This window comes from Ligilactobacillus animalis KCTC 3501 = DSM 20602, assembly GCF_001434535.1.
Taxonomy (GTDB): Bacteria; Bacillota; Bacilli; order Lactobacillales; family Lactobacillaceae; genus Ligilactobacillus; species Ligilactobacillus animalis.
The window spans coordinates 1-26,383 of record NZ_AYYW01000014.1; the positions used below are offsets into that span (position 1 = coordinate 1).

Below are 26,383 nucleotides of genomic sequence, written 5' to 3' on the forward strand. Positions count from 1 at the left end.
GAAGTACATTACAAATGAGCATGTAGTTTTTTCTAACTTGATTTGACAATTCAGGTTTATTTTATTCAGCACCAAAATTACGTCAATGCTTCACATTATCTCACGTTACTCGAAAATTATGACCTGACTGAAAATCTGGTCTACGAAAAGTTGTTACTCACATTTTTTACCAATCTCAAGAAATTATTACTCCATCAACCAGCCAATACTTGGCGCCGTCCATTAACTAAATGCATTGCGACCGCTAAATTTCTCGATATGCCTAATTTGGCTGAAAAATTTGAACAGACCATTTTACAGATAACTAACTAAAAGCAGGTAGCCTCCCGTAGCAAGGAAGGCTACCTGCTTATTTGATCTACCACATAAATAGTGGACCAAAAACCATAAAGATCTCTGATCCACCACTTATCTTATAGTGCACTAAAAACAAACATAGCCTGAGCTCGGACGATCTACTGGATGGGTGTACTGCCCGACCTAGGACCAGCAACGTCACCATTTCTTGTAAGCTACTCAACAAATGTCTCAGTCAAATGCTCATTCATCTCCCTAAGATATTCCCTAATTAGCAATATAGTACTTGCTAACATCTTGATTATAGTCGCTAAAACTTTATTTATCTGCTTTTTCTTCAAAAAAGATACAGGTGTATCATTTTTGAGACACTATCTGCTACTTATTTTGCTTCACTGCCCTTTCCGTAGCCTTACGCATCCAAATCCTTCATTTTTACCCTTAATCATAGTTTTTCATGCTACTTCAAACAATATTTTTGTTTGAACGTGCATTTTACACTTATAAATTCTCGTTTATTCCACTGCCCAGTATCCCTAATACTGCCAATAGCATTAAACTCCCCGCATTTTTGTATATACACAAAAACCCCCAGTCATTCAACTGGGGGAAAAGATTATTTTGTGATCTTTACCTTGCTTACAGTATCCGCTGTCGTGTCTTCTGGGAAGTACACTTGATACCATAAGATGAAGGTGTAGATAGTGAAGATCTTTTGCATTGAAGACTTACCGTTAATATGTTCTTGTAAGATCTCAAGTAAGGCCTCTGGTTCGAAGAATTTCTTAGCTACATCAGAAGTAAAGGCTTCTTCGATCCGCTTTCTGAACTTGTCTTCTTTGATCCAGCTAGCAATTGGGGATGGGAAGCCAAGTTTTTCCTTGTTTGCCACATCTTTTGGTAATTCAGCTGCAGCTGCCGTCCGCAATGAGACCTTGGTTTCATCGCCACGGATACGTGTCTTGATCGGCATTGTAGCCGCAAAGGCAGCCACTTCTTTATCAACTAATGGTGTCCGCACTTCAAGTGAGTTACACATACTCATCCGGTCAGCCTTATGCAAGATATCAAATGGTAACCAAGTGTTGATATCAAAGTATTGCATTTGCGTCATTTCATCTTTATCTTTAACGTCATCAAAAATATGCTTGGTGTAAGCACCGGAATCAACGTTTAAGTCCTTGTTCTTCAAGATCTTGTCTCGATCATGATAGTTAAAGACATAGTTTACCCGGTAGTAGCGTTCGCTCAATGGTTGTGCCCCACGGACCAAGAAACGTTGGCCATGGAAACGAGGTAAGTTGATCACCATCTTAGCAAGTGCGCTCCGCAAACCAGCTGGAACATATTTTTGATATTTTTCAAATGGACGAGCTTCTAAGTAAGTGTTGTAACCACCGAAGAATTCGTCAGCCCCTTCACCAGAAAGCGCAACTTTAACTTGTTTTCTAGTTCCCTTGGAAAGGTAGTAAAGTTGCATTGCTGATGGGTTAGAAAGTGGTTCGTCCATGTAGTACATGATCGTTGGTAAGATGTCGAAGTAATCATCGCCATCCATCGTGATCCGCGTATTTTCTTGACCGATCTTTTTAGCAAAGCGAGAAGACCAATCTAATTCACTATATTTGGAGTTGTTGAACCCAAGTGAAAATGACTTGATCGGTTTTAACTTAGCAGCTTCGTTCAAAACATAACTTGAATCGACACCACTGGATAAGAAACTACCAACCTCAACGTCTGCGACCATGTGAGCCTTGACTGAGTTGTCGACTAAGCCTTGGATCTTCTTAGCATCGCCTTCGATCGTTTGATTTTCATCAATGTGATCGTAGTTGAATTTGTAGTATTGATGGATCTCTGTTTTGCCATCTTTGTGGATAAAGTAATGACCTGGCAAAAGCTTGTAGACATTTTTGAACATCGTTTCCTTAGAAGGGATAAATTCAAAACTCAAATGAATTGGTAAAAGTTTTTCATTAAATTCCTTCACAAATTTTGGATGATCTAAGAAAGCTTTGATCTCAGATGCCCACAAGAAACTTTGGCCATCATCATAGTAATACATTGGCTTGATACCAAAGTGGTCACGTGCCCCAAAGACTTCTTTAGTCTTGCGGTCATAGATCACAAAAGCATACATTCCACGTAGTTTATCTAATAATTTAGGACCCCAAGCATCATAACCATGGATCAAAACTTCTGAGTCAACATCTGTTCTAAATTCGTACCCTAAAGCTTTCAACTCTTCACGAATTTCGCGATAGTTGTAAATTTCACCATTGAAGGTCAAGACTTTAGTTTCATCACTGTTATACATTGGTTGCTTACCATGAGCCAAGTCGATGATCGAAAGGCGACGGAATCCCATTGCAGCCCCTTCGTCTGCAAAATATGCTTCATCGTCTGGACCACGGTGACGGATACGATCCGCCATTTTTTCAATTGTGTTATCTGGAATATCAGTTTGGTTTACATACCCAACAAAACCACACATAATGTTTGTTCTCCTTTTACTCTGTTTACTGCCTTAGATTACCCTTTATTACGCCAATTGTCAAAAACTTACTGCGGTTCTGGCGTATAGGCAATATTGGCAAACTTATTATATGATTTGATAAATAAAAGCTTAACCGTTCCACGCGCACCGGCACGGTTCTTTTCGATGATCAGTTCAACTTCACCGACATCTTGATTTTCCGGTTGGCCATCGTTGTCTGTATCATCGTCATCCCCGTCAGCTCGCTCATAGTAGTCATCCCGGTAAAGGAACGCTACGATATCAGCATCTTGCTCGATCGATCCAGATTCACGGATATCGGACAACACCGGCCGTTTATCTTGGCGCTGTTCGACCCCACGTGAGAGCTGGGATAAGGCGATGATCGGAACTGAGAGCTCTTTTGATAATTTCTTTAATTGACGCGAGATCTCAGAAACTTCTTGTTGACGACTTTCTTTGTTAGAGCCTTCGATCAACTGTAGGTAATCGATCACGATCAGACCGAGATCGCCTTTTTCCTTAGCTAACCGCCGACTCTTGGCACGGATCTCAGACATCTTGATCCCTGGCGTGTCGTCGATATAAATACTCGTTTTTGAAAGGGCCCCGACTGCCACGATCAGATTAGCCCATTCTTGCTCATCTAATTGCCCGGTGCGCAAGTGATTAGCACTGATCGACCCTTCTGCACATAACATCCGGTTAACTAGCGATTCCGCACTCATTTCTAAAGAGAACAATGCGATCGTCTTATCAGTCGAAGTCCCGATATTTTGCGCGATATTCAAGGCAAAGGCCGTCTTACCCACGGCCGGGCGGGCAGCCAAGATGATCAAGTTATCTGGCTGTAGCCCAGCTGTCATATGGTCAAAATCTTTATAGCCCGTTGCAAGCCCGGTGATATCTTCATCTTGTTGCGACAATTTATCGATCTCATCTAAGGAATCAGTCAAAACTTTACTGATCTCTTTAAAGCCACTTTGAGTGCGATTTTCCGCCACTTCCATGATCTGCCGTTCTGCCGATTCTAAGATATCGGCAACGGGCTCATCTTGTTCTTTGGCTTGGGTGATGATATTGGTTGCCGCTGCGATCACCCGGCGGAGGACAGCTTTTTCTGCCACCAATTTGGCGTAATATCCCACATTGGCTGCTGTCGGCACGGATGAAGCCAATTCAGCAATGTAGGCGACCCCACCGACATCATCGAGTTGGTTGTTCATCTCAAGGCGGTTATTGACCGTTAAAACATCAATTGCTTCTCCATCGTCGTTTAAATCGATCATTGCTTGGAACAACAATTGATGGGCACGCCGGTAAAAATCTTTAGCTTCCACAAATTCCATCGCATCAGCTAAAGCATCAGGACTCAAGAAGACAGCCCCTAAAACAGCTTGTTCCGCTTCAATATTTTGCGGTGGTAAGCTGTCATTTAAAAGTTCATTATCCAACCAGCTTCATCCTTTCTGTAATTTAAGTGTACAACTTGAAATTATAACATAAAAAATAGGCTGGTCGAATCTATTGTTACCTATATATCACTGACCCCCAAAATTTAAAAAATATTGCCTTGTTTTATATCACGATCAGTTCTACACTAAAGAAAATACGCAAACGATATCCGACAGCTTATATCATGCCCGATCAAGGAATGTTTGAGCCACCATTTGACAGTAGATGGACTATTATCCAGTTTGAAGATTGCTATCTACTAGTAGCACGTGGTCGACTTCCATATAGTCCTAAACAATATTTCATTTTACCTAGTGTTATTCGCTACTTGGTAACTATCCTACCTAAATCACTTGCACTGAGTAAATTAGAAAATCCGACTATGCAACTTGCTGCCAAAGAACTTATGGTCCCTGATCTTCGTCGAACCCAGTTTTTTCAAATGGCAAAATACCGCTTAACTTTATTGTAAATAAGCTTAGATAGTCCACAAAAAACCAACAGTTCAACTATGCTTTTTATATCCTCACTCTCCCTACCACCTACACAAATAGCCCGCCAGATCTACTCTAGCGGGCTATTATTAAGCTATTTTATTGTTCTGAGATGTGCACGCGGATCTTAGCAGAAACCTCATTGTGCAACTTAACAGGGACATTGGCGTATCCCATCGCACGGATCGGTGCTGCTAATTCCATCTTGCGCTTGTCGATCTTTAAGCCGTGTTGTTTTTCCATAGCTTGGGCGATCTGCTTGGATGTGATCGAGCCAAATAAACGACCATCTATCCCAGCTTTTGCCTTGATCTCAACGACATAATTGCCAGATTCTAATTTTTCTTTGAGGACCTTTGCTTCGGCTAATTCTTCAGCCTCTTTTTTGGCTTCGGCTCTCTTTTGACCACGTAATTGGCTCATCGCTGCTGCATCAGCTTGCTTAGCCTTATTGCTCTTGATCAAGAAGTTTGCGTATCCATCTGGAATTTCCTTAACTTCACCGCGTTTGCCTTTACCGCGCACGTCTTGTGTAAAAATGATTCTCATAAAAAAATCCTCCCATACGTAGTTCTTCTACTCTTTATTTTCCTGCTCTTGTTTAAGAATTGCAAGCAGTTGTTCTTTGACCGCACCCACAGTCGTATCAGCGATCTGGGTCGCAGCATTGGATAAGTGACCGCCACCACCCATTTCTTCCATGATCACCTGCACGTTCTTAGTCCCATTGCTTCGCGCTGAAACGCCGATCTTGCCTGAAGCCCGCTTAGTGATCACAAAAGAGGCCTCCACTCCACTGACATTTAACAGTGAGTCAGCAACTTGAGCGGCGATGACTGGATCATAGACTCGATCTTCTTCACCACAGCAGATCGCGTCTCCCTCAGTAAATTCAGTCCGTTCGACCAAATGGTTGCGTTGCATATAGCTATTGACGCTTTCTTTCATGAAATGCCGTGCCATCACCAGATCAGCCCCAACTGAACGTAAATAGCTCGCTGCATCAAAAGTCCGCGTTCCTGTCCGCAAAGCAAATGATTGTGTATCAATGATGATCCCTGTCAGCATTGCCGTGGCTTCCAATTTATTGATCGGCTCACTGTCTTTTGATTGATACTCAAAGAGCTCAGTGATCAACTCACACGTCGAACTGGCATACGGTTCGATGTAGACCAAGATCGGGTTATCGGGAAATTCTTCGCCCCGGCGATGATGGTCGATCACCATGACACGATTTTTGAGCTTATCGTAGAGCGGTCGTGCGATCGACATTGATGGTTTCGAGTGGTCAGCCATGATCAAAAGGCTATCCTTAGTAGCTTTTTCCAAGGCCATTTCCGGGGTTATAATTGAACCCTTGATATTTGGATACTGTTCCAATTCCTCTAACAAACGCTCAATGTCTGAGTGGAGATCTTCTTGATCTAAGACGATCCAACACTGCTTGCCATTCATCGCCGCGATCCGACGCACCCCTAGGCAGGCGCCCAGAGAGTCCATATCTGGATGGCGATGGCCCATCACAAAGATCTGGTCGGCTTGATTCATCAATTCGGTCAACGCTTGTGAGATCATCCGTGCCCGAACTCGGGTGCGTTTTTCCATCGGGTTGGTCTTGCCCCCGTAGAAACGGGCTTGGCCATCGACCGCTTTGACGACGACCTGATCTCCCCCACGTCCCAAGGCAAGATCTAAGTTATTTTGTGAGAGCTTTGCCAGTTGGGTCAGATCAGAACCACCGTATGCGATCCCTACACTAAGCGTTACTGGCGAATTTTGCTTGGACGTCCACTTGCGCACTTCATCTAGGATCTTGAATTTTTCTTCTTCTAATACTTTGAGCGTCTTAGCATACGTCAAGATAAAGAAGTGATCTTCATCAACACGTTTGAGGTAAATCCCAAATTCGCGCGCCCAATCTGATAAAGCATTCGTCACGAAATTTCCCAGGTTAGAAATATCTTTATCGTTCATCGCACTGGTAACTTCATCGTAATTATCCAAGAAGATCTGTCCGATCACTAACCGCGTATCTTCGTATTCTTGTCGGATCTCGGCATAATGCGTCACATCCATCAGGTACAGCGCATCAATGTCTTTTTGGACCATCAGACTAAAGGCTCGTCCATGCAATTTGACTTCGATATCTTTGTCCTTATTGTCTTGTTTAGCCTCGAGTTGCTCATAGAGCTGATGATCGACCTCTTTTAACGGCTTACCCAGCACCTCTTGATTATCAAAATAGCGTTGCATATAAGGGTTGATCCATTCGATATGACCCTCTTTGTCGTAAAATAAGATCCCGATCGGCATTTTGATCAACGCATCCTGTTCACCGCGTTTGATCCGATAAGACAGATCAGAAATGTATTCAGTTGTATCTTCAGTAATTTGTTTTAAAGTAATATAGGCAACTACGGTCACAATAAGTGTAAAGACCATGCTGATATATCCTAGAATAATATTGGTTCTAAAGGCCAGGATCACACAAATGACCGCTACAAACGCCAACATCCAAGCTAACACACGCAAATGTCTGTCATACATGAATTCAGGCAGTTGCCAAAAATCTTTGTTAAAAAATTTTTTCACTGGTTTATCCCCGCATTCCTTTCCCAATTCTTAACCTAATTTTATACTTCTGCTATTTATTCTATCACAAACGAGTTTGACTCTCAGTAAGTATGACTATAATAGCTTGAAAAATCAAGTTGCTTTGCCCAAAATAAAAAGCCACGGGCTGACCCGTAGCTTAGTGTTATGAGTTAAGTTATTCACTTAGTTTAAGTATACGCCCGCGACTATTTATTGTCAGCCATTCAAAACTAAATTTTAAGCTTTCTTTGAGACTTCCCCTCTAAACCAGCTGTTCTCGCTGAAAAAGGCATACATATCATTTAAGAAAAAGACACTGTAACTAAAGATCAAGGCAAAATTCCCATCACCTTGCAACATCGTTTGGACCCATAAAGCGATCGTAAAGACTGATGCCAGTGTGAAAACATAGTATTGTTCACGTTTACGATTCAATTCCAATAATGCCCCCGTGATCGCCATTGCTAAGTTCAAGCTATCCAAAAAGACCCGGGGATCATTCGTAAAGCTAAAGATCGTATAGGTGCATAACCAAGCAACTACAAAAAATAAGCCATATTTGATCCATTCAAGCCCACTTTCTAGTTTTTCCGCTTGGATATCATCGTTCCATTTTGGATCTAAAATGCAAAAAATATCTAAAAAGATCAAATAACCGATCTGTTCCCAAGCGGTCGCATAATTTTTTGCCATAAAACCTGTTGCTGCGATACAAATAGCTGAGATCGCACCACACCAGCCTTGGATCCCGGATAAGTTCGAGATCCCGATCACACATGCCACGGACAGATTGCCCCCAACAAAGGCTAACAGTGACTGGACTGGCGTTTGGCTAAAAGAATCGACCAACGAGATAACTTGGAGCACAAAGTTGAACGCCAATAAGAAGTAACTAAAATACCCCCAACCTTTACATTGATTCAACAACCATTTGAAATATCCCTTCCGAAATACATTCTTGGAATATTCTGGCAAATGGGTCAATACATCTTGATAACGTTCAAACATCTAAAAACTTCCTTCCGATAGACAATAATTTCTTGCATTTAAAAATTGCAATGTAACTATTATAGCCATGCATTCTGACTAAATTCAACCGAAAAAACACAATATATTGTAATTCTAATTTTATTAAATCTATATATTGTGTGTGATTTGATTTTCAAACGTTGATTTTCCTAAGTTTTTCTTACGATATTTATATCTTTTTCTTAAAAGACAAGAATTGATTTCTGGTGGTAAAATTAAAATGTAGCTAGATATAAAATTAATGAGGTGTTTTAGAGATGAAATTAAAAAAATTAGCAACTGCATTCTTGGCAGGGCTGACCTTTTTAGGGGTAACTTTGACCAGTGCTCCCAAGGCTTTAGCCGAAAGTAGCAGTAATACGCATACGTTAAATTCCGCTTATGTCGTCTATGGAGCCGGCACGAGCCAAGAAGCACGCCAAAATTTAGCTAAAGTATTTGAAACTGATTCTTCGTTCAAGACTTTGACCGCTACCGCCGCTGATTACAACAAATATATCGCTAATGGCTCTAGCAATACGACTGACGCTGCAATGATCAGCTCAGTTGCGATCGCACCCGGAGATCCTGGTTCTGGGGTCAAGGTCAACATCAAAGACTACAATGGTTCTAACAATATCACCCAAGTAACTTCCCAACAATACGCAATGGTCGCTCAAATGGCGGGGGTAACAGATGTCAGCATCGTTGTGACCGCTAATCGTCCTGTTTCAGGTGAATCAGCCTTGACTGGGGTCTACAAGGCCTTAGCCGAAGATGGCGTTTCATTGAACACAGAAAACACAGCGACAGCCAATGAGATGCTTTCAGCGACCCAACCGGCGATCGACGCTAACAAAGATGACAAGACCTATCCTGGGAAACTGATGGCAGCTATTGGTGATGTTTCCAAGCAATTGGCCCAACAAAAACAAGACAACCAAGAACTAGCTACAAAACAAGACATTGAAGATATGTTAAATAAGGCTTTGGCTGACCGTGGCATTCAAAACCAAACGACCTCAGAGCAAGTAACACAGATCTCAGGCGCTTTGGTAAACTTCCAAAATTCACCGATCAGCTCAAGCAAGACATATATCAATAACGTGACAAACACGATCAATAACGTTAAAGATTCGACGGGTAATTTGATGAATAAGGCTAAAGACTGGGCCAACAGTGCTCAAGCTAAAGAAGCCGTTGAACAAGCAAAAGGCTGGTTTGCCCGCTTCATCGAATGGATCAAGAGTCTGTTTAATTAATAAGACCATACGGGAGAGCCCCCCAGCAGATACATTTGCTGGGGGGCTCTTTGCAACTAGGAACTCATATCGCAACCTATGCACCCTGTAATACGCCTAAAGCCGAAAAGATCCCAAGAGCGCACAATAAACCACCACTGATGATCCCTAACCACAAACGGCCACCAGAAAGCATATTTTTTCGATCTGCCACGACTAATTTGTGATAGTAGCGATATGTAGCATAAAGTTCAAACACTCCTAGAACAAAAATTATTGCACTTAAAACCAATCCTTTGACCATTTTTTCACCCTCGTTGCTATTTTATTCCATAATACCACATTTCTTCTATAAAGAGTGCTTGTCTCACCTTGGCGATATCACATATTATTATGGTGGGGCTAGTGTGCAGAAGATGACATTTATAAATTATGCTAGTTAATTCATAGAAATGAGGTCTAAGATGAAAAAAATCATTTTTACCAATTTAGCTACTAATTTGTATGCCGCTCCATTTTTCACTACACTTGAATTTAATGGGCGGACATTTTACGGAACCAATCGCTAACTGCCACTTGCAATTTTATTTCGTAAAAATTCACTTGCTTTTGCGAAAACACAGTTTGAAGCAACACATCTCAAGCTCTTCGATGACCGCGACAATTTAATGCTTACCCTATTACCCGACCAGATCACCCAGGCTTGTCTGGGAATGTATTTGGCTAAGATCACGCTCCGACCGTTACCCAAACTGACTGAGCGTTTTATCTTTTCACTGATACTCGAGTTAGCTGACGACCGCCAGATCCAACTGTTAAATGGCGAGACTCAGGCGATCCCACAAGTGATATCTTGGCTTACCGACCAAAATATCAAAATCAATGATCCAATGCACCTAGCTTCTAAACTTGATGCGTCGACCACGATCGACTTTAGAAACTTTACCGTACTTTCAAACGGAACTGAATTTGCTAGGACTCTCGAGCTAAGCTAATTGAGCTATCGTCATCACTGAGCATGTGAGAACGCGGGATCTACTACAATGCTTTTACATCGTGGTAGATCCCGTGTTTTGTATTCGCGAACATAAAAAAACTCCGTGATCGGGGAAAATCACGGAGAAAAAGGTTATGTTATTGGGGAAATACTATCCTAAAGTAAATCTAAGATAGTTATCACTTACTACATAAAAAGGGGAGAAGATTGATTCATCATCAATCTACATATTTATAATACACCTAAATGACCCAAAATGGCTAACTTTTTTATTGATTTTTTCTTAAGAATTTAAATTATATTTTTTTCATAATAGATAACGTTCGGTTATTACATTTGAGTTTTCCACAACTTTATCCACACATAGGTCTACACCTTCATAAACCAAAGATTTACCACTAGAATCTTTAAAATCATTTTTCACTCTTTAACTTATAAATCGTATAATACCCAATAAAAAAATATAATAGTTCGTCTTTAAAAACGAAATTTTTAAAAACTTTTTTCAAAAAAATCGGCCAAACAAAAAAACGCCTCGCAATGAGACGTTTTTTGATTAATCTTCGGCAACGAATGGCAATAAGCCCATGATACGTGCACGTTTGATCGCAACTGTAAGTTTACGTTGGTTCTTTGCGCTAGTACCTGTTACACGACGTGGCAAGATCTTACCGCGTTCTGAGATGAAACGCTTAAGAAGATCTGTATCCTTGTAGTCGATGTATTCGATGTGGTTAGCAGCGATGAAGTCAACTTTACGACGGCGACGTCCGCCTCTTCTTTGTTGTGGCATTAGATTTCCCTCCTGTCAATTTTAGAATGGTAAGTCATCATCTGAGATATCGATCTGTTGACCACCGGCAAATGGATCAGCAGCATTGTTACTATTGTTTGTATTGGTATCAAAACCATTACCACCAAAAGCATCATTGGTCTGATTATTTGCTGGAGTCCCAAATGGATTAGATGACTGCATATCATTTGAAGGAGCTGAACCTTGCACATTAGCGTTACTGTTGCCGTGTTGGGCACGATACCTTTCTGATTCAGCCTTGGATTCCAAAAGTGAGAAATTCTCAGCTAAAACTTCAGTAACATAAACACGTTGACCTTGCTGATTTTCATAAGAACGGGTTTGGATCCGTCCTTCGATCCCAACTAAGGAACCTTTGTGGGTAAAGTTAGCAAAGTTTTCGGCTGCTTTACGCCACATTACGCAATTGATGAAATCAGCTTCACGTTGACCTTGTTGGTTAGTGAAACGACGGTCGATCGCGACAGTAAAGCTTGCCACGGCTGCCCCTGAAGGCGTGTAGCGCAGTTCAGGATCTCGGGTCAAACGACCTACTAGAACAACTGAATTGATCAAAGTTCATTTCCTCCTTTACTTTATTTATAGTCTATCTTAGTCTTCACGTTTAACGATCATGTGGCGTAAGATACCATCATTGATCTTGGAAAGACGGTCAAATTCGTTGATAGCGTCTGCGTTTTCAGCTTTGATGTTTACGATGTGGTAGACACCTTCTGTGAAACCACCAATTTCGTAAGCAAAACGACGCTTAGACCAGTCTTTTGATTCTACGATTTCAGCACCATCATTTTTCAAGATGTTGTCAAAGCGTTCAACTAATTCATTCTTAGCTGCTTCGTCAAGTGATGGGTTGATGATGTAAGTAATTTCATAATTTGTCATGACTGTTTGCACCTCCTTATGGACTATTGGTTCTTTATCTAATGTAAGAACAAGGAGAATCTAAAGCTAATTTTGTTTAGATACTCACGAAATAGAATTATAACATTATTAAAACTATTTTGCAAGGGATTTTGAACTACGGCTACACTTTATAAATACGCAATTGCTGGCGAAAATTTTTTCTTTTTTCAAAAAAATTTATTTCCGATAATTATAGGTAAACACAAAAAAATAAAATATTTTTTAGTTGTAATGATTGACATTACATTTATAAAAAGATAAACTAAACTCATCAAGCAAATGTAACAAAAACAATTACAACCAAATGGAGGAATTTATTATGACAAAAGTTGCTGTAATTAGTGCTAACGGACGTGTTGGGAGTTTAGTCGTCAAAGAATTAGTCGAGCGTGGTTATGACGTAACTGGTTTTGGTCGTAAAGCGCAAAATACTACGGTCGCTCAAACATATATCCAAAAAGATCTGTTTGAGCTCACTAAAGCCGATCTTGCCGAATTTGAGGTCGTCGTTGATGCTTTTGGGACTTTTGCGCCTGAGACCCTTCATTTACACGTTGAAGTCATCAAGCACTTGACCGCTCTTTTAGCTGGGACCAAGACTCGTTTGCTCATCGTTGGTGGCGCTGGTAGCCTCTATGTTGACCCAGAACACAAGACTCAGTTAGTCGACACGCCAGATTTTCCAGCCGAATTTTACGCTTTAGCCAAAACTCAAACTGATGCCTTGACCGAACTACGCAAACATGATGATGTTGATTGGACCTTCATCAGCCCCGCCGCTGATTTCCAAGTTGACGGAAAACGTACGGGTAAATATATTCTTGCTGGTGAAGAATTGACCCTTAACGACCGTGGCGAAAGCATCATCAGTTATGCTGATTACGCCCTTGCCATGGCCGATGAGATCCAAAACGGTGACCATATCAAAGAACGTATCAGCGTTGTCGGCAAATAATTATCTATAAACGCAAAAAATCCACAGCACTCCTAGGAGTACCGTGGATTTTTTTGTGGATAAATTATTTTTAGAATGAATTTTAGTTATCCACAGTTTTATTCTTCAGTCGTTTCTTCTTCCTCAGTGGATTCAGCTTCAACTTTAGCCATCGTTGAAACCTTAGCATCATCGTCTAAGTTGATCAACTTGACCCCAAGTGTTGCCCGGCCAGTTTGAGAAACATTAGCGAGGTTAAAGCGGATCATGACACCCTTATCTGTGATGACCATGATGTCTTCATCCCCATTGACCATTGTCATACCAGCGAGGTTACCGTTTTTAGCCGTGATATTTGTGGTCTTGATACCTTTACCACCACGCCCTTTAATCGGATATTCGCTAGCCGGTGTCTGCTTACCGAAACCTTTTTCAGAGATGACAAAGACTTTACTGTCAGGCCGTAAGATCGAGGCCCCGACAACATGATCTTCATCACGCAAGCGGATACCGCGGACCCCAGCTGCTGAGCGTCCCATTGGGCGGACAGCTGTTTCGGCAAAGCTGACGGCATAACCACCATGCGTTGCGATGATGATGTTTTGTTCACCATCTGTGATCGAAACATGGATCAATTCATCGCCATCGTGTAAGGAGATCGCCTTTAACCCATTCTTTCTGATATTGCCAAATTCAGTCACGAAAGTCCGTTTAACTGTACCTTTGACCGTAGTGAAGAATAAGAAGTGCGAATCGTCACGCTTATCAGCTTCAACGTTGATCACTGTTTGGATCTTTTCTTCTTTATCGAGATCTAGCAAATTGATCACCGGGATCCCTTTAGCAGCTCGACCATACTCTGGAACTTCATAGCCCTTCATGCGATAGACTTTACCCACATTCGTGAAGAACAACAATTCATCATGGGTCGAAGTCGTGATCAAGTGTTCAATGAAATCATCATCGTGCACGCCCATCCCTTGGACACCACGACCACCGCGCCGTTGTGCTTTAAAATCACTGGTTGGCAAACGCTTGATGTAGCCGTTATGCGTCAAGGTGATCACAACATTTTCTTCTTCGATCAAGTCTTCATCTTCAATGCTCAAGACTTCGCCGACCATAAGCTCAGTCCGACGATCATCTCCAAAGCGCTCTTGGATCTCCAATAATTCTTGGTAAATGATCTGATAGATACGTTCTTCGTGCGCTAAAATATCTTTGTAATCGGCGATTGCTTCCATCGTCTTTTGATATTCAGCTTCAACTTTTTCACGTTCCAGACCGGTCAAGCGAACTAAACGCATATCTAAGATCGCTTGGGCTTGTTTATCACTCAAATGATATTCATTCATCAAACGATCTTTAGCGATATCACCACTCTTAGAATTACGGATGATGTTGATGATCGCATCGATATGGTCTAGGGCGATCCGTAGACCTTCTAAGATATGTGCTCTTGCTTGCGCTTTTTTCAAATCAAATTGGGTCCGCCGCCGGATGACTTCTTCTTGATGCTTCAAGTAATATGTCAAGATCTGCTTTAGGCTCAAGACCCGCGGCGTTCCATTAACGATCGCCAACATGTTGAAGTTGAAGGCAGTTTGCATCAAAGTCAATTTGTATAAATTGTTCAACACAACTGAGGCACTGACATCACGGCGCACATCGATCGTGATGCGCATCCCTTCACGGTCAGATTCATCCTTGATATCGGTGATCCCTTCGATCTTCTTATCGCGCGCTAATTCAGCGATCCGTTCGATCAATTTAGCCTTGTTGACCATGTATGGTAACTCATGCACAATGATCTGTTCACGGCTATTTTTTAATTCCTCGATCTCAACTTTAGCCCGTAAAGTAACTGAGCCTTTCCCAGTCTCATAAGCTTTTCTGATCCCAGATTTGCCCATCACGATCCCACCAGTTGGGAAATCAGGCCCGGGCAAAGCTTCCATCAAGTCAGCCGTCGTTGCATCGGGATTTTCCATCAACACATGTAAGGCTGAGATAACTTCAGCCAAGTTATGGGGTGGGATATTTGTCGTCATCCCGACGGCGATCCCAGTTGCCCCGTTGACTAATAGGTTAGGGAAACGAGCAGGTAAAACTTCGGGTTCACGTTCGGTGCCATCATAGTTTGGCTGAAAATCGATCGTGTCCTTGTTGATATCACGTAACATCTCCAACGTGATCTTAGACATCCGCGCTTCGGTATAACGCATCGCAGCAGCCCCGTCACCATCGACCGAACCAAAGTTACCGTGACCATCGACTAAGAGATAACGGTAGCTAAAATCCTGCGCCATCCGGACCATCGATTCATAGATCGCCGAGTCCCCATGAGGGTGGTACTTACCCATAACATCCCCAACGATCCGGGCTGATTTCTTATATGGTTTATCCGGAGTCACACCTAATTCATTCATCCCGTATAAGATCCGGCGGTGAACAGGCTTCAAGCCATCACGCACATCAGGCAAAGCGCGCGCAACGATAACACTCATCGCATAATCTAAAAATGAGGTCCGCATGACTTTGGATAAATCAACATTGTTAATTCTGTTAGGTACTTCTACCACGTCCTGTGCCTCCACTTCTTTTCTTACTTTTTACATAAATTTCAAACTTATACACAGTTTATTCACACTAAACTGTGCATTATGTGCAGAACTTATTGCTCTGCTCTCATTAAACGTCCAAGTTATCTACGAAAGTCGCATTCTCTTCGATGAATTGACGTCTTGGACCGACTTGATCGCCCATCAACATTTCAAAGACTTCATTTGCTTCCATCGCATCCGATAATTCGACCCGCAAAAGGCGGCGGTTTTCTGGATCCATCGTAGTTTCCCACAATTGTTCAGCATCCATTTCACCCAGACCTTTGTAACGTTGGATAACTGGTTTTGGACTTGGTGGTAATTGACCTAATACTTCTTCTAATTCTTCATCAGTGTCGATGTAACGGATCATCTTGCCTTGGCGCACTTGATACAATGGTGGCTGTGCGATATAGACATAGCCCCGTTCGATCATTGGGCGCATGAAGCGGTAGAATAACGTCAACAATAAGGTTCTGATATGAGCTCCATCGACATCGGCATCGGTCATGATGATCAATTTGTGGTAATTTACTTTATCCACATCAAAGTCATCCCCAAAGCCTGTGCCTAAAGCTGTGAATAAGGAACGAATTTCTTCGTTGGCCAAGATCCGATCTAATGTAGCTTTTTCCACATTCAAGATCTTCCCACGGATCGGTAAGATAGCTTGGGTCAAACGTGAACGCCCTTGCTTAGCCGAACCACCCGCGGAGTCCCCTTCGACGATGAATAATTCTGAGATCTCAGGGTCTTTGCTGGTGTTATCCGCCAATTTTCCTGGCAAGTTTGAGATCTCGAGACCATTTTTCTTGCGTGTAACTTCACGTGCTCGTTTAGCTGCTACCCGCGCTTTGGCTGCCAACATCCCTTTTTCCACGATCCGGCGTGCTACATTTGGATTTTCCAGCATAAATTTGCTGAAAGTTTCGGAAAATGTCTTATCGGTCGCCGCTCTAGCATCGGAGTTACCCAATTTAGTCTTAGTTTGTCCTTCAAACTGTGGATCAGGGTGCTTGACGGAAACGACTGCGGTCAAACCTTCACGTACGTCTTCACCCGACAAGTTCGGTTCATTTTCCTTTAACTGCCCAGATTTGCGCGCATAATCGTTGATAACACGCGTCAAAGCAGTCTTGAACCCCGATTCATGGGTCCCACCTTCATAAGTGTGGATATTGTTGGTAAAGGTCAACAAGTTGGAGTGGAAATCATCTGTGTATTGTAATGCTACTTCAACTGTGATGCCTTTTTGTTGGCCTTCCACATAGATCGGTTCATCAAACAGAACTTCTTTGCCCTTGTTTAAGAATTCCACATAGTGTTTGATCCCACCAGCATAGTGGAATTCTTCGTGGGTCGGTTCTTCGGGACGCATGTCATCGATCGTGATCTTTAAGCCCTTGTTCAAAAAGGCTAATTCCCGGATCCGCGTCGTCAAAACTTTGATGTCATAGACAGTCGTTTCTGTAAAGATATCTGGATCAGGCAAGAAATGCACGGTCGTCCCGTGTTCATGTGGTTGACTTTGCCCCACGACTTCCATCACATGGTCGACTTTACCGAGTTTAAAGTCCATTCCATAGACGTTCGTATCGCCTTCACGTCTAACTTGAACATCTAAGCTCGTTGAAAGGGCGTTAACAACTGAGGCCCCGACCCCATGAAGACCACCGGAGACTTTATAACCGCCACCGCCAAATTTACCACCGGCATGAAGCACAGTAAAGACGGTTTCTAACGCTGGCCGGCCCGTTTTTTCTTGAATATCGACCGGGATCCCACGTCCATTATCTTTGACCGTGATACTGTTGTCTTTTTCCACGATCACATTGATCTCGTCGGCAAAGCCCGCTAAAGCTTCATCGATCCCATTATCAATGATCTCCCAGACTAAGTGGTGCAGACCTTGTGAGCTAGTCGAGCCAATGTACATCCCAGGACGCTTGCGCACGGCTTCTAAGCCTTCAAGGACTTGGATCTGACTGGCATCATATTCTTTGGCTTTTTCTTCCTTTACTTCTTCAAGCGTTTCTTTTTCTGTCACGTTTAGTACCCGCTACATCTCTTATGTAGACTGTCCTTTCTTGGATTTTTCATTTTTTGGATAAAATGTAACAACTTTATTTTTGTCTTCTGAAACCCAGTCGATATGATTTTCAGCCATTTCTGAATTTTCAGAAATCTGGCCATCATCAATATGAAAAATCTTTGGTTCTTTGATCAACTGTTGCGTAATATCATTTAATCCAGGTGTCGTTAAAAAGGTCTGGACGCGCCCTTGGATCGTCTTTAACAAATGAGTTTGACGATTGCCGTCAAGCTCAGACAACACATCATCAAGTAATAAGATCGGATATTCGCCCGTCTTATTTTTCATCAATTCGATCTCTGCCAATTTGACCGATAAAGCTGTGGTCCGCTGTTGTCCCTGTGAACCATAGATCTGAACATTTTGTCCGTTGATCTTAAAAACAACATCATCGCGATGTGGGCCTAAAAGGGTCGTCCCTTGAAAAATTTCTTTTTGTTGTAAATCTGCAAAACCTTTTTTTAATGCTTCGGTAATTTCATTTTCAGTAGCCTCGCTTGGTTCTTTCAAGCTACTTTCATAACTAAAAGCTAACTGCTCTTTGTCCTGTGTTATCTGACTATGGATCTCTTTTGCATAGCGCTCAAGTTCCGCTAAAAATTCTAGTCGTTTCACAATGATCGCCCCAGCAAATTGGGCTAATTGTTCCGATAAGACCTCTAAATAGAGCGTATCCGTCGCCTTTTTTTGCTGGAGTTGTTTTAGATAATTATTTCGTTGCTTTAAGATCGTGCGGTACCGCGTTAAATTATAGAGGTAGCGTGGATCGATCTGACCAAATTCCATATCGATGAACCGCCGTCTGATCGCAGGTGATCCCTTGACCAAGCTGAGGTCTTCGGGCGCAAATAAGATCACGTTCAAGTTACCGATATACTGAGATAAGCGAGCTTGCTCGAGATGATTGACTTTGGCCTTCTTACCCTTACGGCTCAAACTGATCTCTAAGGGTAAGCAGCCTAACTTCCGCATCACCCGTCCACTTAAATATGCCTCTTTTTGTTTAAAGCTGATCAACTCACGATCATTATTGGTCCGGTGGCTACGCGCCATTGCTAAAACATAGATCGCCTCTAACAGATTAGTTTTGCCCTGAGCGTTTTTTCCGATCAAGACATTTATCTGGGGTGAAAATTTGACCGCTACCGTTTGATAGTTACGGAAATTGCGAAGTTCCAGCTCTTCTAAATACATTGTCTTAGCTAGCTTTCTTTCAATAGATAGCTGCCTTGATCTTTGATCTCAACACTATCCCCAGGATAAAGCTTGCGTCCACGGCGGTTTTCTGGCTCACCATTGACCAAGATGTCAGCAGCGTATTCTTGTAAGAACCACTTTGCCTGACCGCCAGAAGAAACTAGATCCGCAATTTTAAGCAACTGGCCTAAGGTGATATGCGGTGTTTTTAAGTGAATTTCTTCTTTCAAAAAAATGCCTCGCTTTCCTTTTAGTACTCATTAAATTATACCTTTTTTAAAAACTAAACACAATCATGGAAACCAATTAAACGCGTTCTGAGCTAATTTGACCTATCTGAGTGTTATGACACCCTAGACAGTAAAACCTGCCCAGAAATTGAATATATGCGTTCTAAATTCCATTTATACCTTTCAGAGAAAAATAAAAAGCGAGCGGTCAAATTACCACTCGCTTTTGGCCTCTAAAGCATAAATATTTTAGACTGTTCGAACTGGGGTGATCAATTGGATGAATTCGCCTTGAGCTTCACTTGGGACCAAGATAAATGGACGCAATGGCATCGTGAAGTTCAATGTCACTTCACTTTGACCAAAGGAGCGCAAAGCATCTTTCATATAGTCAGGGTTAAAGGAGATATCTAAATCATTTCCTTCCAATTTGTTGAAAGTCAATTCTTCTTCAACATTCCCGACTTCAGGAGAATTGCTGTAAAGCGTTGCTTGGCTTGTACCAGCTTGCATCGACAATTTGACCACATTATTGCGACCTTCGTGGGAAAGCAATGAAGCACGTTCGATTGCACGTAAGAAAGCAGGCGCGTTGATCTCTAAAGTTGTTGTTGAGTTTTGTGGGATCAAACGTTCAGTGTCAGGGTAATTACCTTCAAGTAAACGCGAGTAGAAGGAAGTATTGCCCAAGATGAAGAGGATCTGATTTTCTGAGATCTGGATCTCGATGTCTTCACTTAGATCACCTAACATCTTAGCTAATTCATTCATTGATTGCCCTGGGACGATGATATCGTAATCAGCAGCACTATCACCATTTAAAGTGAGTTTTCGTTGGCTCAAACGGTGTGAGTCAGTTGCCACAGCTAAAAGTTGACCATCCTTGATCGCTAAATGGATCCCTGTCAAGATCGGACGTGTTTCTTGCTTGGAAGCTGCGATCACAGTTTGGTTGATAACTTGTTTTAGCACATCACCTGGTAACGTCAATTGTTCCCGTGAATCGATCTCTGGTAAATGTGGATAATCATCGGGATCTAGACCGTTGATGATAAATTCTGCTGAACCAGATCTGATCGTGGCTTGGAAACGATCATTTACTTCAACACTCAAGCTATCTTCTGGTAACTTTTTAACGATCTCATTGAAGAAACGAGCGGGTAAAACTACGCTTCCTGTTTTTTCAATGTTCAAAGCTGCATTTTCATCTGCGATCGAGATCACTGTTTCGATCGAGATATCCGAATTACTACCTGTCATTGTCAAACCGTCTTCAGATAGATCGAGCTTGATCCCAGATAAGATCTCTAAGGCTGCTTTGGATGAGATAGCACGTTGAACATCATTTAGATATTGGATGAAAGCTGTTCTATGTACCGTAAATTTCATAAGGCAAAATTCCTCCTGGTGGTTAAATATATATTATTAATAAAGTTAGTAGTAATAGTAGGGGCTGTTCATACTGTGGAAAAAGTCCAAACCCTTTGAAAAGCTAAGAAATCGCTTGTTGATAACTTGTGGATAACTGTTGAGGTTTATCCACATTGATCCACAGGTCGTTGTTAACTGCGTAATTCAGCTCGTAATTTATCGACATCTTTTTTGAGCTCGTCATCGCTCTTGAGCGCTTCACTGATCTTTTCATGTGCATGAATGACCGTGGTATGATCTTTGCCCCCAAATTCCTGTCCGATCTTAGGTAGTGAGGCTTCGGTCAATTCACGCGCGAGATACATTGCGATCTGGCGTGGGATCACGATCGTTTTGACCCGTTTTTTTCCTTTGAGTTCCGCCACAGTCACGTGGAAAAACTTCGCAACTTTTTCTTGGATCATCGCGATCGAAAGTTCTTTGTCCTGTGGGGCACCATTTAAGCTTTGCAAAGCTTCTGCAGCTAAGCTCGTTGAAACGGGCTGACCATTTAGCTTAGCATAAGCTTGGACGCGCATCAATGCTCCTTCCAATTCACGGATGTTGGAGTCGATCTGCCCGGCAATATAGCTCAAGGTATCGTCAGGGACTTGTAGGTGTTCGGCTTCGGCTTTGTTACGTAAAATCGCGATCCGAGTTTCCAAGTCGGGTGGGGTGATATCAACCGATAAGCCCCATTTAAAACGTGAGACTAAGCGTTGTTGCAGCTTAGGGATCTCGTTTGGTAGGCGATCTGAAGAAAGAACGATCTGCTTTTTATCATCGTAAAGAGCATTGAATGTATGGAAAAATTCCTCTTGTGTCCCAACTTTATCTGAGAAAAATTGGATATCATCGACCAATAAGAGATCAACATTGCGATATTCTTGGCGAAACTCTTCCTGATGCTTAGACTTGATCGAGTTGATGAAATCATTGGCGAAAGATTCGCTAGTTACGTATTTGACACGGGCGTTAGGGTTATTTTCTAACATCTGATGTCCGATCGCATGCATCAAGTGGGTCTTACCTAAACCAACTCCCCCATAAAAGAACAACGGATTATAGAAGACACCAGGCTCTTCAGCCACTGCAAGTGCGGCTGCGTGGGCCAATTGATTACCTTTGCCGACCACAAATGATTCAAAAGTATATTTGTCATTTAGTGGAGTGCTTTTTTTAGGTACAGGTTGCTTTGCTTCAAGTGACCTGACTTCGGGTTCAGTCTCAGCTTCGGCCAAGGGATTGGGCTCGTCAACCGTCTTAACTAGGATCGTGATCTTAGTTGAAAGATTATCTGCAAGCAGTGAAGTGATCTGAGGAATAATGTTTTGTTTCCAGTAGTCTTGGTGCAATTTAGAAGCCACTTCAACGACCAAAGTATTATCGGTGAGCTGTAGTGGTCGTGCAGATGCGATCCAAGTGGTAAATGCGATCGGCGAAAATTCAGCTTCGAATTTATCGCGAATATACTGCCATAAAGTTTCAAGATCGAGCACTAAGATCCCTCCTTTTTGATAAATTTTGCATGCTCCTATTGTAGCATTAAAAAAAAATGTTTTCCACAGGTTGGGTAAAAAAAGTAAAAAATAAATCACAGGTTGTTAATTAAGTTATCCACAAGTTGTAAAAAGTGTGGATAGTTAAATTATTTTAAAAAGTTATGCACATAAAATTTCAAAAGCTATAAACCTTGGTATCAAAGAGATATATGAGTTATACACATAGGGTTATTTACAAATTGACAGGGAGAAATTGACAGGCTGTGATTTGTGGATGCTTTTGGGGATTACGCTGTGGATGTAAAAATTTTATCGACAGCCAAAAAACGCAAAAGTGGATAAAATGTGCATAAAAATCAGCTACTTTTTTGCCGAGAAAACTGAAAAAAAACTTTGAATTTTAGCTAAGATATGGTAGTATTACAAAGTAAGTCTGAACTTGACATCAAGCTACTTTTTTTGTAGGATATTAAGTAACATTGTATAAAAGGAGGTGTTCTGTTGTGAAAAGAACTTACCAACCTAAGAAACGCCATCGCCAACGCGTACACGGTTTCCGTAAACGCATGAGTACAAGCAACGGTCGTAATGTGTTAGCACGTAGACGCCGTAAAGGTAGAAAAGTATTGTCTGCATAGGCCACTGGACCGTCAGTGGTCTTTTTTAGTGTATGCGGACTTTTCAAATCATTTGGAGATGGGTTATGAAAAAATCATACCGCGTCAAGAAGGAAGCGGAGTTCCAAGAAGTCTTTACCCAGGGTAAGTCATGTGCGAACCGCATGTTTGTGGTCTACATGATCGAAAAGCCCGAGCAAAAGCATTTTCGCGTCGGAATTTCCGTCGGCAAGAAAATTGGGAATGCTGTCGCACGTAACTGGGTCAAGCGTCGGATTCGTCAGAGCTTGACCGAATTAAAGCCGCAGCTAAAACAAGATTGCGATTTTATCGTGATCGCGCGCCCAAGTGCTGCTGGAATTTCAACAGCTGATGCAAAGAAGAATTTGATCCATGTCTTGCACTTGGCAAGAGTATTGTCGGATGACCAATTTGCGAAGTGAGGTAAATGCAAATGAAGCAAGGGAAAAGACTAGCCGCTGTCATTAGCGTTTTAGGTTTAATGCTCTTTTTGAGCGGCTGTAGTACTGATCCAGTCAATGCCCAAAGTACTGGGATCTGGGATCATTACATCGTATGGAACTTTATTCGGGCGATCGAAGCCTTGAGCAACATTTTTGGCCATAATTATGGCTGGGGGATCGTGGTCTTTACGATCATCGTACGGATCGTGATCTTACCGTTGATGATCTATCAAATGCGCAGTATGCGTAAAACAAGTGAATTGCAACCAAAATTAAAGGAATTGCAAGCTAAATATCCAGATAGAGATGTTGAATCCATGCAAAAGATGCGGGAAGAACAACAAAAGCTCTATGCTGAGGCTGGAGTCAATCCAGTCGCTGGATGTTTACCGATCTTAGTTCAAATGCCGATCTTGATCGCCTTGTATCAAGCGATCTACCGGTCAGAAACTTTGAAGACGGGGCATTTCTTGTGGATGCAATTAGGTGGGCGTGACCCATACTTCATCTTGCCAGTGTTAGCAGCGTTATTTACGTTTGCAACGTCTTGGTTAAGTGTTAAATCTCAACCAGAGCAAAACATGATGACAACGATGATGACTTATGGGATGCCACTGATCATCTTCTTTACCGCGTTAAACGTGCCTGCAGCCCTTTCATTGTACTGGGTGATCACAAACGCCTTTTCAGTTGTTCAAACACTTGTGATCAATAATCCGTTTAAGATCCAACGTGAACGTGAAGAAAAGAAACGAGCTGAAAAAGCCCGTCAACGTAAACTTGAAAAAGCTAAACGCAAAGCTCTCAAGAGTAAAAAGAAAAAATAGTAGTATCATAACCGAGCTGCTCGCAAGTGCGAGGGGCTCGGTTTTTTGTATAAAGCAAACAAGGGAGCTACTACGATGAATTTACATCGTGGTAGCTCCCTTATTGTTTATTCAGTGATATTTTATTTAAATTCTAACTTAAAAGAATCATCTAATAGAAAAACATCGGCTGGCTCAAGCCCACAGATCTGGATCGTTCTATCTTTAGTAATAAAAATAGCACCATAGACTTCGGAGGTCGGTTGCCAATCGGGTTGCGGACCGTCGGCAAAGAAAAGTCGCGTCGTTTCGATCTCGGCTTGGACCGATGTTTTAGTAAAAACAGTGACACTAGCTAAGTTATTCTCATGTGGATAACCTGTTTTAGGGTCAAGAATGTGATGATAAGTTTTGCCGTTAGTTTTCAACAGGCGTTCATAGATGCCACTGGTGACAGCTGAACAGGGACCGTATTTGACTGAGAGGATCGAATTGCCCCGTTTAGTGAATGGATCTTGGATACCGATCCGCCATAACCCATCTGGATGATGTGGTGCCAGTCCTTTGAGCAATAGATTGCCACCAAGATTGATCATCCCACTGCTGATCCCTTTGGCAGCCCAGAGATCTTGGATCCGATCAGCGATATAGCCCTTAGCGATCGCACCAAGGTCAAGTTGCATGCCTGCTTGTTTTAAAAAGATCGTGAATTTATCATCATCTAATTCGACTTGGGTAGGATCGATCAAAGAAAGCTGTGAGGCGATCGCTTCTTTAGGTGGAACATTGGCCCCACTAAAACCGATCTTCCACAATTTGACGAGTGGTCCGATCAAGGCGTTAAACCCAAAATTTTCTTGGCTGGTCTTGATCGCAAGTTTAGTCAGCTGATAAGTTGAGTCACTGACAGCAACGGGCTTGATCCCAGCTGCATCATTGACGTCCATCAGTTCTGAAGTAGAGCGATTAACAGTCAAGGCAGTCTCGTAGGCCTGGAGAAGAGCGTAACTATCATCAAGGTCACTTACTTTAGCACTCCCAAAAGCAGTTAAGTAGATGTTTGTCCCCAAGCCACGATAAGTTTTGTGGATAGTTTTATGTGCTAGATCTTCCATCAGCCTTCAGATGCCCCCGTTGTTGTGTCAACTTGGGCAGGAGCGGGAACTGGCTCTTCTTTTGGCGCTGGAGTCGATTCTGAAGCGCTAGTCAAGGCATCTTCAGTATAGATCAAAGCTGGCGGTTCTTCGGTGACCGTTTCTGGTTTTGTAGCTGTTTCTGAGGCGCCCGTTTGTTCATCTGGGAAACTAAACTCGGTATCGTCGTCTAGGACAAAATTGATCCCATTAGCTTCTTCAAAACTCATATCGGCAGTTTCTGAAGCGCCAGTAGTAGTATCGATCCGATCAAGTGCTTGTAAGGCACTTTTAGCTTCTTGCTGTTTAAGTGCTGGAGTGGTCGGGATGTGTTCGTTTTTGGCCTGTGCTTGTTGAGCATGTTGCAATTTTTCAAGCGCAGTTGCATAGTGGATGAAGCCATTAAAGCATTGTTCTAACCAGGAAATCGTCCCTTGATCGATCAAACATCCTTTTTCATCAAAGGCATTTTCCGCACGGCCAAGTAAAAATTGGAAGCCTGGCAATACAAAAGAACCCAGACCAGGAGAATCAAGGATCCGCCGCAAACTCTCTTGGGCTTGGACGGTACCCAAATTACCTAGGGAAGCACCGACGATCATTACCGGACGTTTTGTTAGCGGGTGGACTTTCCAAGAGAGCCATTCGATCACTGATTTTAAAGCTGCTGGAATATCATGGTCATATTCAGGGGTTCCAAAGATCACTCCATCAGAAGCTTCGATCTTTTGAGCTAAATCTAAAACACTTTGGGGCGTCTGTTCGTAATCTTCGCAAAAGAGTGGGATGTCTTTTATCTCAGTCACTTCGATCTGCGCTTGCGTAGCAAAATGTGAACTCATGAACTGAAGGAGCTTACGGTTGTAGGATTTTGTAGCGTTAGTACCAACGATAGCGATGAATTTCATAATTAGCCTGCTATATAGAATGTAAGCAAACAACACGTGTTTGAGAGAGAAATATAGCTTTTCCTTTCGTAATGAAAATAATTGTCATTGTGGTCTCTTACATTTTAACTTTCTGTGACCCGACTTTTTATAATTACCTATATATAAAGATAAGGATATTTGCCAGTAAGAGCAAGTCTTTTATAG

General features: G+C 42.2%; 25 protein-coding genes. 8 read left to right on the forward strand and 17 right to left on the reverse strand.

Annotation, left to right across the window (positions count from 1 at the left end):
• Window positions 1-42: 42 nt before the first annotated feature.
• A complete protein-coding gene (locus FC30_RS09870; RefSeq protein ID WP_338131917.1) occupies window positions 43-312 on the forward strand; it encodes an Rgg family transcriptional regulator in 270 nt (89 codons plus the stop codon).
• A 601-nt stretch (window positions 313-913) separates the two neighbouring features.
• Here the strand turns inward: FC30_RS09870 and asnB are convergent.
• Both asnB and dnaB read right to left on the reverse strand, forming a co-directional pair.
• Window positions 914-2,791, reverse strand: coding sequence for an asparagine synthase (glutamine-hydrolyzing) (gene asnB / locus FC30_RS02805; protein ID WP_010690116.1), 1,878 nt, complete (start codon window positions 2,789-2,791; stop codon window positions 914-916).
• 68 nt (window positions 2,792-2,859) lie between these two features.
• Window positions 2,860-4,248 carry a replicative DNA helicase gene (dnaB, locus tag FC30_RS02810; RefSeq protein ID WP_010690115.1) on the reverse strand — a complete coding sequence of 463 codons (1,389 nt, stop codon included), beginning with the start codon at window positions 4,246-4,248 and terminating at the stop codon, window positions 2,860-2,862.
• A 185-nt stretch (window positions 4,249-4,433) separates the two neighbouring features.
• Here dnaB and FC30_RS09630 point away from each other — a divergent pair, with 185 nt between their 5' ends.
• The gene (locus FC30_RS09630) at window positions 4,434-4,721 is read left to right on the forward strand and encodes a hypothetical protein (RefSeq protein WP_010690114.1); all 288 of its coding nucleotides are present in this window, start codon (window positions 4,434-4,436) and stop codon (window positions 4,719-4,721) included.
• Window positions 4,722-4,842: 121 nt separating this feature from the next.
• Here the strand turns inward: FC30_RS09630 and rplI are convergent, their stop codons facing one another.
• The 3 genes from rplI to pnuC all read right to left on the reverse strand — a co-directional run bounded on the left by rplI (window position 4,843) and on the right by pnuC (window position 8,346).
• Entirely contained in the window at window positions 4,843-5,292 is a 450-nt protein-coding gene (gene rplI, locus FC30_RS02820; protein ID WP_010690113.1) for a 50S ribosomal protein L9, read from the reverse strand.
• 27 nt (window positions 5,293-5,319) lie between these two features.
• Complete coding sequence (locus tag FC30_RS02825) at window positions 5,320-7,335, reverse strand: DHH family phosphoesterase (RefSeq protein ID WP_010690112.1); 2,016 nt, start codon at window positions 7,333-7,335, stop codon at window positions 5,320-5,322.
• A 240-nt stretch (window positions 7,336-7,575) separates the two neighbouring features.
• Complete coding sequence (gene pnuC, locus FC30_RS02830) at window positions 7,576-8,346, reverse strand: nicotinamide riboside transporter PnuC (RefSeq protein WP_010690111.1); 771 nt, start codon at window positions 8,344-8,346, stop codon at window positions 7,576-7,578.
• A 278-nt stretch (window positions 8,347-8,624) separates the two neighbouring features.
• Between pnuC and FC30_RS02835 the strand changes: the two genes are divergently transcribed.
• The gene (locus FC30_RS02835; RefSeq protein WP_010690110.1) at window positions 8,625-9,608 is read left to right on the forward strand and encodes a DUF1002 domain-containing protein; all 984 of its coding nucleotides are present in this window, start codon (window positions 8,625-8,627) and stop codon (window positions 9,606-9,608) included.
• A gap of 76 nt (window positions 9,609-9,684) precedes the next feature.
• Here the strand turns inward: FC30_RS02835 and FC30_RS02840 are convergent, their stop codons facing one another.
• Window positions 9,685-9,891 (reverse strand): hypothetical protein, encoded by a 207-nt coding sequence (locus FC30_RS02840; protein ID WP_010690109.1) that lies wholly within the window; start codon window positions 9,889-9,891, stop codon window positions 9,685-9,687.
• Between the two features lie 364 nt (window positions 9,892-10,255).
• On the opposite strand from FC30_RS02840, the gene FC30_RS02845 reads away from it, so the two are divergent.
• Window positions 10,256-10,582, forward strand: coding sequence for a hypothetical protein (locus FC30_RS02845; protein ID WP_036687233.1), 327 nt, complete (start codon window positions 10,256-10,258; stop codon window positions 10,580-10,582).
• Between the two features lie 558 nt (window positions 10,583-11,140).
• Here the strand turns inward: FC30_RS02845 and rpsR are convergent.
• From rpsR to rpsF, 3 genes are read right to left on the reverse strand one after another with little or no spacing between them, the layout of a single operon-like run.
• Window positions 11,141-11,377: a 30S ribosomal protein S18 gene (gene rpsR, locus FC30_RS02850; RefSeq protein ID WP_003695889.1), complete on the reverse strand. Its 237-nt coding sequence runs from the start codon at window positions 11,375-11,377 to the stop codon at window positions 11,141-11,143.
• A gap of 21 nt (window positions 11,378-11,398) precedes the next feature.
• Window positions 11,399-11,953, reverse strand: a complete 555-nt coding sequence (gene ssb / locus FC30_RS02855; RefSeq protein ID WP_010690103.1) for a single-stranded DNA-binding protein — start codon at window positions 11,951-11,953, stop codon at window positions 11,399-11,401.
• Between the two features lie 36 nt (window positions 11,954-11,989).
• Window positions 11,990-12,280, reverse strand: a complete 291-nt coding sequence (gene rpsF / locus FC30_RS02860) for a 30S ribosomal protein S6 (protein WP_004049701.1) — start codon at window positions 12,278-12,280, stop codon at window positions 11,990-11,992.
• Window positions 12,281-12,620: 340 nt separating this feature from the next.
• On the opposite strand from rpsF, the gene FC30_RS02865 reads away from it, so the two are divergent.
• On the forward strand, window positions 12,621-13,256 hold the full coding sequence (locus tag FC30_RS02865; protein ID WP_010690102.1) for an NAD(P)-dependent oxidoreductase: 636 nt from the start codon (window positions 12,621-12,623) through the stop codon (window positions 13,254-13,256).
• A gap of 98 nt (window positions 13,257-13,354) precedes the next feature.
• Here FC30_RS02865 and gyrA read toward each other — a convergent pair whose 3' ends face one another.
• From gyrA to dnaA, 6 genes are all read right to left on the reverse strand, one after another.
• Window positions 13,355-15,817, reverse strand: a complete 2,463-nt coding sequence (gene gyrA / locus FC30_RS02870; RefSeq protein ID WP_010690101.1) for a DNA gyrase subunit A — start codon at window positions 15,815-15,817, stop codon at window positions 13,355-13,357.
• Between the two features lie 109 nt (window positions 15,818-15,926).
• Complete coding sequence (gene gyrB / locus FC30_RS02875; protein ID WP_010690100.1) at window positions 15,927-17,885, reverse strand: DNA topoisomerase (ATP-hydrolyzing) subunit B; 1,959 nt, start codon at window positions 17,883-17,885, stop codon at window positions 15,927-15,929.
• A 21-nt stretch (window positions 17,886-17,906) separates the two neighbouring features.
• Window positions 17,907-19,124: a DNA replication/repair protein RecF gene (gene recF, locus FC30_RS02880; RefSeq protein WP_010690099.1), complete on the reverse strand. Its 1,218-nt coding sequence runs from the start codon at window positions 19,122-19,124 to the stop codon at window positions 17,907-17,909.
• A gap of 8 nt (window positions 19,125-19,132) precedes the next feature.
• The gene (gene yaaA / locus FC30_RS02885) at window positions 19,133-19,357 is read right to left on the reverse strand and encodes a S4 domain-containing protein YaaA (RefSeq protein WP_010690097.1); all 225 of its coding nucleotides are present in this window, start codon (window positions 19,355-19,357) and stop codon (window positions 19,133-19,135) included.
• A gap of 249 nt (window positions 19,358-19,606) precedes the next feature.
• Entirely contained in the window at window positions 19,607-20,746 is a 1,140-nt protein-coding gene (gene dnaN / locus FC30_RS02890; RefSeq protein ID WP_010690095.1) for a DNA polymerase III subunit beta, read from the reverse strand.
• Between the two features lie 173 nt (window positions 20,747-20,919).
• On the reverse strand, window positions 20,920-22,266 hold the full coding sequence (gene dnaA / locus FC30_RS02895; RefSeq protein ID WP_010690091.1) for a chromosomal replication initiator protein DnaA: 1,347 nt from the start codon (window positions 22,264-22,266) through the stop codon (window positions 20,920-20,922).
• Between the two features lie 506 nt (window positions 22,267-22,772).
• Between dnaA and rpmH the strand changes: the two genes are divergently transcribed.
• The 3 genes from rpmH (at window position 22,773) to FC30_RS02905 (ending at window position 24,177) form a co-directional block, all read left to right on the forward strand.
• Window positions 22,773-22,907: a 50S ribosomal protein L34 gene (gene rpmH / locus FC30_RS09295; protein ID WP_003701411.1), complete on the forward strand. Its 135-nt coding sequence runs from the start codon at window positions 22,773-22,775 to the stop codon at window positions 22,905-22,907.
• A gap of 65 nt (window positions 22,908-22,972) precedes the next feature.
• A complete protein-coding gene (rnpA, locus tag FC30_RS02900; protein ID WP_004049716.1) occupies window positions 22,973-23,329 on the forward strand; it encodes a ribonuclease P protein component in 357 nt (118 codons plus the stop codon).
• Between the two features lie 11 nt (window positions 23,330-23,340).
• Window positions 23,341-24,177 (forward strand): YidC/Oxa1 family membrane protein insertase, encoded by an 837-nt coding sequence (locus FC30_RS02905; RefSeq protein ID WP_010690081.1) that lies wholly within the window; start codon window positions 23,341-23,343, stop codon window positions 24,175-24,177.
• 122 nt (window positions 24,178-24,299) lie between these two features.
• On the opposite strand, the gene FC30_RS02910 is transcribed toward FC30_RS02905, so the two are convergent.
• The gene (locus FC30_RS02910; protein WP_010690080.1) at window positions 24,300-25,271 is read right to left on the reverse strand and encodes an FAD:protein FMN transferase; all 972 of its coding nucleotides are present in this window, start codon (window positions 25,269-25,271) and stop codon (window positions 24,300-24,302) included.
• Complete coding sequence (locus tag FC30_RS02915; protein ID WP_010690079.1) at window positions 25,271-26,197, reverse strand: NADPH-dependent FMN reductase; 927 nt, start codon at window positions 26,195-26,197, stop codon at window positions 25,271-25,273. The genes FC30_RS02910 and FC30_RS02915 overlap by 1 nt, the downstream gene beginning before the upstream one ends.
• Window positions 26,198-26,383: the final 186 nt, after the last annotated feature.

Excerpts from the sequence above, each read along its gene's own strand:
- asnB (WP_010690116.1), bottom strand. The coding sequence starts at position 2,791 with ATGTGTGGTTTTGTTGGGTATGTAAACCAAACTGATATTCCAGATAAC.
- FC30_RS09630 (WP_010690114.1), top strand. The coding sequence starts at position 4,434 with ATGCCCGATCAAGGAATGTTTGAGCCACCATTTGACAGTAGATGGACT.
- rplI (WP_010690113.1), bottom strand. The coding sequence starts at position 5,292 with ATGAGAATCATTTTTACACAAGACGTGCGCGGTAAAGGCAAACGCGGT.
- pnuC (WP_010690111.1), bottom strand. The coding sequence starts at position 8,346 with ATGTTTGAACGTTATCAAGATGTATTGACCCATTTGCCAGAATATTCC.
- FC30_RS02835 (WP_010690110.1), top strand. The coding sequence starts at position 8,625 with ATGAAATTAAAAAAATTAGCAACTGCATTCTTGGCAGGGCTGACCTTT.
- FC30_RS02840 (WP_010690109.1), bottom strand. The coding sequence starts at position 9,891 with ATGGTCAAAGGATTGGTTTTAAGTGCAATAATTTTTGTTCTAGGAGTG.
- FC30_RS02845 (WP_036687233.1), top strand. The coding sequence starts at position 10,256 with ATGCTTACCCTATTACCCGACCAGATCACCCAGGCTTGTCTGGGAATG.
- rpsR (WP_003695889.1), bottom strand. The coding sequence starts at position 11,377 with ATGCCACAACAAAGAAGAGGCGGACGTCGCCGTCGTAAAGTTGACTTC.
- rpsF (WP_004049701.1), bottom strand. The coding sequence starts at position 12,280 with ATGACAAATTATGAAATTACTTACATCATCAACCCATCACTTGACGAA.
- FC30_RS02865 (WP_010690102.1), top strand. The coding sequence starts at position 12,621 with ATGACAAAAGTTGCTGTAATTAGTGCTAACGGACGTGTTGGGAGTTTA.
- recF (WP_010690099.1), bottom strand. The coding sequence starts at position 19,124 with ATGTATTTAGAAGAGCTGGAACTTCGCAATTTCCGTAACTATCAAACG.
- dnaN (WP_010690095.1), bottom strand. The coding sequence starts at position 20,746 with ATGAAATTTACGGTACATAGAACAGCTTTCATCCAATATCTAAATGAT.
- rnpA (WP_004049716.1), top strand. The coding sequence starts at position 22,973 with ATGAAAAAATCATACCGCGTCAAGAAGGAAGCGGAGTTCCAAGAAGTC.
- FC30_RS02905 (WP_010690081.1), top strand. The coding sequence starts at position 23,341 with ATGAAGCAAGGGAAAAGACTAGCCGCTGTCATTAGCGTTTTAGGTTTA.
- FC30_RS02910 (WP_010690080.1), bottom strand. The coding sequence starts at position 25,271 with ATGGAAGATCTAGCACATAAAACTATCCACAAAACTTATCGTGGCTTG.
- FC30_RS02915 (WP_010690079.1), bottom strand. The coding sequence starts at position 26,197 with ATGAAATTCATCGCTATCGTTGGTACTAACGCTACAAAATCCTACAAC.